Raw genomic sequence first — 5,758 nt, 5'->3', positions numbered from 1 at the left:
GAGCGGCCTTCCGGCCGGGTCGTCGAGGCGCCGCAGGGCAGCCCGCTGCGCGCGGTGGCGTCCTCGGTCGACAACGGCGCGACCGCGGGCCGGGCGCTGCTGTGGGGCCTGGTCGGGGCGACGGTGCTGGCCGCGGCGGTCGCGATCTTCCGCGCGCGGGCGCGGTAGTCGCCGACGGCGGTCCGTGAGACTGTCCTGAGTGTGGCGAGGCAGCGCGACGACGACAGCGATGATCTGCGGCGCGTGTACCGCGCGCACGTGCAGGGCGTGTTCGCGTTCTTCGCGTACAGCGTGTCGCGGGAGGTCGCGGAGGATCTGACCTCGTCGTGCTTCGAGCGGGTGATCCGCGCCTGGGGCTCGTTCGACCCGTCACGGGCCAGCGAGCGGACGTGGATCATGACGATCGCGCGCAACGTGCTCACCGACCACTACCGGCGCGAGTCGCATCGCCGGGCGGTGTCCACCGACGAGCACCCGGGCGTCATCGACCGGCTGGTGCACGACGAGCATCCGCTGGCCCGGAGCCTGAGCAGCGAGGGGTTCGCGGACTGGCTGCGGGGGTTGGGGCCCGAGGCCCGGCAGGTGCTCGCGCTGCGGTTCGCCGCCGACCTGTCAGCGTCGGAGATCGCGGCCCTGTGCGACCTGAGCGTCGCGAACGTCCATCAGATCGTGTCGCGGTCGCTGCGACGCCTGCGCGAGGCGGCGGCAGTGGGCCGCGGGCAGACCGACGACGTCAGCGGCAGCGTTTGACCGTCGTGGTGACGGGCCGCACGCGGTACACGACGCGTGGCGTGCCGTCGGCGGCCGCGACGATCTCGCCCTGACGGACGTTCTTGGTGACGCGCACGTCCCGGCAGGCCGGGGTGGCGCGTGCCGCCTCGTCGTCGGTGTCGGCGACGGTGGCCACGACCACGGCGGCGACGACGGCGGTGCCGGCAGCGAGGGCGGCGAGCAGCGACCGCGCCCTGCCGACTCGGCGCCGGGGTGGCCTGCCGAGGAGCTCGCGCTCGGTCGCCTGCACGAAGGCGTCGGAGGCCACGGGCCGCGTGCGGCGCAGCAGCGCTTCGAGCTCCTGATCCTCGTGGTGGTCGCGGTGCACGTGAGGTACTACGCGCCGGTGCTGCCGTTCCTGACAGCTGCGGCCGGGGGGCCGATGACCTGCTGGAGCACCTGCTCGAAGCGGGCGGCGACGCTCGAGGGGTGGAAGTGCTCCCTGGCGAACGCGAAGCCGGCGGCGCCGGCACGGACGAGGGCCTCACGGTCCTGCAGGACCCGCGCGGCCGTCTCGGCGAACTGCTCGGGGTGGGCCGCGTCGGTCACCCATCCGCAACCGCTCTCCTCGACGATGCGGCCGGTCTCCGACCCGATCCGCACGGACGCGAGGACGGGGATCCCGTAGGCCATGTAGTTCATGAGCTTGGAGGGCAGGTTGAACTCGGCGACGTCGGCGCGCTGGCTGACGAGCCCGAGCGACGCGGACCGCAGCACCGGCTCGAGCTCCGACCCGTACAGCACGCCGGGCATGCGGACGGCGTCGCTGGTGATCCGCTCCCGCACCGCCCCGGCCGCGACGCCCCCGCCCGCGATCGTGAGCGTCGCGTCGAGGGCGCGCAGCGCCTCGCTGCCCTCGAACGCGTCGACGATGTGCTCCAGGCCCTGCGAGTGCCCGATGTTCCCCATGACGAGGATCTGCGGCGGTTCGGCGGCGAGGGCGGCGAGGTCGTTGGGGGCGTCGGTGTGCCGGCTCGACGGGTTGAAGATCCGCTCGATCCGCTCCGCCGGGATGCCCTTCGCGACGAGGTTGCCGCGGAAGGCGTCGGACACGGCGATGGTCCGAGCCGCGGAGCTGTGCGCGATGACCTCCGCCTGGCGGGCGAGACGCAGCCCGAGGGACGACTCGTCGAGCAGCCCGGTGGTGACCGCCCCGTCGGTGACGATGTCCTGCAGCCAGATCAGCCACGGGATCCGGCGCACCTTCGCCGTGACCATGGCCGGTAGGAGCGCCGGGAAGCACGGCGTGACGGCGATGATCGCGTCGCACGGCGGCAGCAGGGGGGCCACCGTGCTCTGGGCCGCCGCGAAGCTGAACTCCTGGCGCATCCGCTGCAGTCCGCTGTCGCGACCGATCCACAACGGCAGTCGCATGACCGACACCCCGTCGCGGCGCTCGCGGTAGGGCTTCAGACGGAACCCCCAATGCGGCTCCGGGTAGTGCGGGTGGGCGGCGACGACCAGAACGTCGTGCCCACGGCGCTGGAGTTCGCCGGCGAGCATGGCGCTGAGCGGCGCGATGCCCTGGGGCTCAGGGTCGTAGTTGTAGCTCCAGAGCTGGACTCGCAGCAAAAGTGAACCTTGTGAAAAAACGCTCCTCCAGTCGCGGAGGACGGCATCAGATTACAGGCTCCCGGGAATACGTCTGAGATCGTCGATGCAGTGGCGGCGATGGTCCCGATGGTCGACTATTCTTCGCCGGCCGCTACTTCCTCTAGGAGCACCCCCATTTCCGCACCGCACGCTTCAGCTGACGATTCCGCTCAGTCCTCCTCGCTCCAGACGGTCCTACGGATCCTGCGTCGCCGGAGAACCTTGGTGCTCGCGTGTGTCGCTCTGGTCGCGCTCACGTCAGTGGTCTCGTCGGTCACCTCGACGAAGGAGTACACCGCGACGGCGACGTTGTACTTCCGTGACCCTGGGTTCGATCAGCGCCTGTTCGACTCGTCGTACCTCGCCCCCTCGCGTGATCCGGCCCGTGAGGCCGCGACCAACCTGCGTCTGGCCTCTCTCAAGGTCGTGGCGGAGCGCGCATCACGCAAGCTCAGCGGGCTGACGGTGGATGAGATCGAGTCGAAGGTCAAGGTCCAGGGTGCTGGGCAGTCGGACCTGGTCGAGGTTGCAGCGACCGACCAGAGCCCTGTGCTCGCCGCCAAGATCGCCAACCGCTGGGCGACGGAGTACATCGCGTTCCGACAGGCAGCCGACCGATCCAAGATCCGTGAGGCTCAGGGGTTGGTGGCGAGTGAGCTGGCCCAGCTCGGGCCCGAGGGGCGTCAGACGGCGCGCGGACGCTCGCTGCAGGATCGCGGCGAGCAACTCCAGATCCTCGCGAGTCTCCAGACCGGGAACGCCGAGCTTGCACAGGCGGCGTCCCCACCCACATCTGCGTCGTCGCCCCGCCCCGTGCGCGCAGCGATCCTGGGCTTGGTGGGAGGGATCTTCCTCGCCGTCATCGCGGCGCTCGCGGCCGAGCGCCTGGATCGGCGGATCCGGGACGAGAACGAACTCGGGGAACTGGCTGAGCGTCCGGTGCTGGCCGCCATCCCCCGGAGTCGCGGTACCGGACGAGACAACCTCGATCCCGTGCAGAGCGAGGCGTTCCGGATGCTCCGCGCGAACCTCCGCTACTTCAACGTGAAGCAGCAGATCCGTACGGTCGTCGTGACGTCTGCCGAGCGGGGGGACGGGAAGAGCACCGTGGCGCTCAACCTCGCGAGAGCGGCGGCTCAGACGGGCACGCGCACGATCCTCGTCGAGGCGGATCTGCGGCTTCCGAGCCTGGGGAACTCGTTGACGAATCCCGTCGGGTACGGACTGGCCGACGTCCTGGCCGGGACCCAGTCGCTCAGCAGTTGCATCACGCAGGCGTCCGCGTGGTCGAGCCAGGACGACGGTCGGGCAGGCACGATCGACGTCCTGTTCGCCGGGAGCCCGCCGCCCAACCCGGCCGACCTCCTGGAGTCCGAGGCGCTGCGCGCTCTGCTCGCCGAGCTCGCCGAGGAATACGGCCTCGTCGTCATCGATACACCGCCGACCGTGGTCGTCGCGGACGCGGTGCCGCTTCTCGCGGAGGTCGACGGTGTGATCGCCGTCGGGCGTCTCAACGGCACCCACCGTGACGCCTTCGCGCGCGCCATTCTCCAGCTACGGAACCTCAACGCTCCTCTCCTGGGTGTCGTTGCGAACTTCGTGTCCGGCGGCGACGCCTACACCTATGGGGGCGCGTACTACCAGCAACCGGTGCCCCAGGCGGAGTCGGAGCGTCCTCTGAGCGGGGCAGGCAAAGACCTCAGCTCGTGAGCACGCCGCTCAGAGCCCTTCCGGGGCACGGCTGGCGTTTCCCCGCTGCTGCACTGCTACTCCTGGCCGGTGTTGCCATAGCGCTCGGTCTGCTGCTCTCGCGGACGGAGCGGTTCACGACGGGCCCGGATGTGGTGGTCGCGTCCATCGCCGTCATCGCGGTGACGGCACTGCCTCTCGTCTGGAGGGGCCTCGCAGGACGGCTCGACTTCTTCGAGCCCATCGTGATCTCAGCGGTCCTGATCGGACTCCTCTTTGGGGTAAGGCCGCTGATTCAGATCGCGTCGGGTGACCTGACGTACCACGGCAGTTACGACGTCAGCGCGAAGTTCCCCGCGGCCGTCGCGCTCGGACTCCTCGGCGCTGTCTCCTTCGTCATCAGCTACGAGGCATACCTCGCGATCGCCGCCCGCCGGCATGGCGAGCGGCATGCCTCGCGCCGTCTGGAGTTCCGCTCCGATCTCGTCGTGCGCACCGCCGCCATCGCAGCGGGTGCCGGTCTCGCCCTGTTCCTGTTCCACCTCCAACGAACCGAGTCGATCGTCGGAGGCTTGCGTCTCATGATGCAGGGACGTTCGCAAGCGTTGACAGAGGCAACGGCCAACTCCTCCGAGTACCTGAGCTCAGCTCCCGTCCTCGGTGCGTGCGCCGCCATCGCAATAGCGAGCGTCTCACGGTCCCCCACCCTTCGCACGAGAGCGGCGATAGTGGTCATGGCGAGCATCCCGGTGCTCATCTTCCTCCTGATCGGAAACCGCCGGTTCATCGTCCCCTCGATCGTGATCCCCATCGTCGTCGGGTTCCTGGTCAAGGGAAGGAGACCTCGCCGTTCCGTCGTGCTGCCGGTTGCGGTCGCCGCGTTCCTGCTGCTCGCGATCATCCCCTACGCCCGGTCAGCCGGCGCCCGCGAGCAGGCCGGTGGCTTCTTGAACATCGTGACCTACGGACTGTCCAACCCGGAGAAGCCCGCCACCGCCTTCATGACCGGGTACGACACGGAGATGGTGGTCGCGCTGGCGATGCAGGTAGAGAGTCTGGAGGCGACGGGGCACTACTCGTTCGGACGTGCGACCGTCGGTGACCTGCTTCTGGCGCCCGTTCCGAGTGCGCTCTTTCCCTCGAAGCCGCAGACCGCGCGGAACGAACTGCTGATCGACGTCACTGGTGTCCCGTGCCAGACGACGGGCCAGACCTCCTGCCCGGATTTCTCGGTCGTCGGAACCTTCTACCAGGACTGGCACATCCTCGGCGTGATTCTCGGAATGGGGGCCCTCGGATGGGGAGCTGCTGCGGCCTGGCGAAGACATCTCGTCCAGCCGAGGAACCCGTACCGAGCCGTCATCGTCGCCGTCGTGGTGGTCCAGCTCCCGATCATCATTCGGGCCGGGTTCATGCCCGCGTTCTCCTGGAGTCTGTACTTCGTGCTCCCGACGCTGCTGATACTCCGGTTGTCCCAGGTGCAGTTCAAGCGCGGTGGAGCCGTGAGCCCTTCACGACCCACGGCCCAGTGATGCGTCGTCCTCCGGTCGCAGAAGTGTGATGCCGCGTCACCCCGTCGTCCTCGTACAGACCGCGATCGGCGACTACCGCCAACGCGTCATGGAAGCCCTGGTCGATGCCCACGGACCGTCCTTCCAGGCGTTCGCGGGAGATCAGTACTTCGACCCGTCGACAGTCACCCGCG

Annotated in this window: 5 protein-coding genes; 3 read left to right on the top strand and 2 right to left on the bottom strand. The window is 69.3% G+C overall.

Annotation, left to right across the window (positions count from 1 at the left end; all coding sequences use genetic code 11):
- Window positions 1-201 precede the first annotated feature (201 nt).
- The gene (locus ABYE80_RS16055; protein WP_372791312.1) at window positions 202-750 is read left to right on the top strand and encodes an RNA polymerase sigma factor; all 549 of its coding nucleotides are present in this window, start codon (window positions 202-204) and stop codon (window positions 748-750) included.
- On the opposite strand, the gene ABYE80_RS16050 is transcribed toward ABYE80_RS16055, so the two are convergent.
- Together ABYE80_RS16050 and ABYE80_RS16045 are read right to left on the bottom strand one after the other, a co-directional pair.
- Entirely contained in the window at window positions 734-1,099 is a 366-nt protein-coding gene (locus ABYE80_RS16050; RefSeq protein WP_372791311.1) for a hypothetical protein, read from the bottom strand. The genes ABYE80_RS16055 and ABYE80_RS16050 overlap by 17 nt on opposite strands.
- Window positions 1,100-1,107: 8 nt before the next feature.
- Complete coding sequence (locus tag ABYE80_RS16045; protein ID WP_372791310.1) at window positions 1,108-2,343, bottom strand: glycosyltransferase family 4 protein; 1,236 nt, start codon at window positions 2,341-2,343, stop codon at window positions 1,108-1,110.
- 99 nt (window positions 2,344-2,442) lie between these two features.
- On the opposite strand from ABYE80_RS16045, the gene ABYE80_RS16040 reads away from it, so the two are divergent.
- Window positions 2,443-4,074: a polysaccharide biosynthesis tyrosine autokinase gene (locus ABYE80_RS16040; protein ID WP_372791313.1), complete on the top strand. Its 1,632-nt coding sequence runs from the start codon at window positions 2,443-2,445 to the stop codon at window positions 4,072-4,074.
- A complete protein-coding gene (locus tag ABYE80_RS16035; RefSeq protein WP_372791309.1) occupies window positions 4,071-5,585 on the top strand; it encodes a hypothetical protein in 1,515 nt (504 codons plus the stop codon). Before ABYE80_RS16040 ends, ABYE80_RS16035 begins: the two co-directional genes overlap by 4 nt.
- Window positions 5,586-5,758 lie beyond the last annotated feature (173 nt).

The organism is Paraconexibacter sp., from assembly GCF_041602235.1.
GTDB lineage: Bacteria > Actinomycetota > Thermoleophilia > Solirubrobacterales > Solirubrobacteraceae > Paraconexibacter.
Note: the sequence above shows the minus strand (reverse complement) of the source record. Positions and strands in the feature narration are given on the sequence as shown.

What these genes read in the sequence shown, in the direction of transcription:
- ABYE80_RS16040 (WP_372791313.1), top strand. Translation starts at nt 2,443, where the DNA reads ATGGTCCCGATGGTCGACTATTCTTCGCCGGCCGCTACTTCCTCTAGG.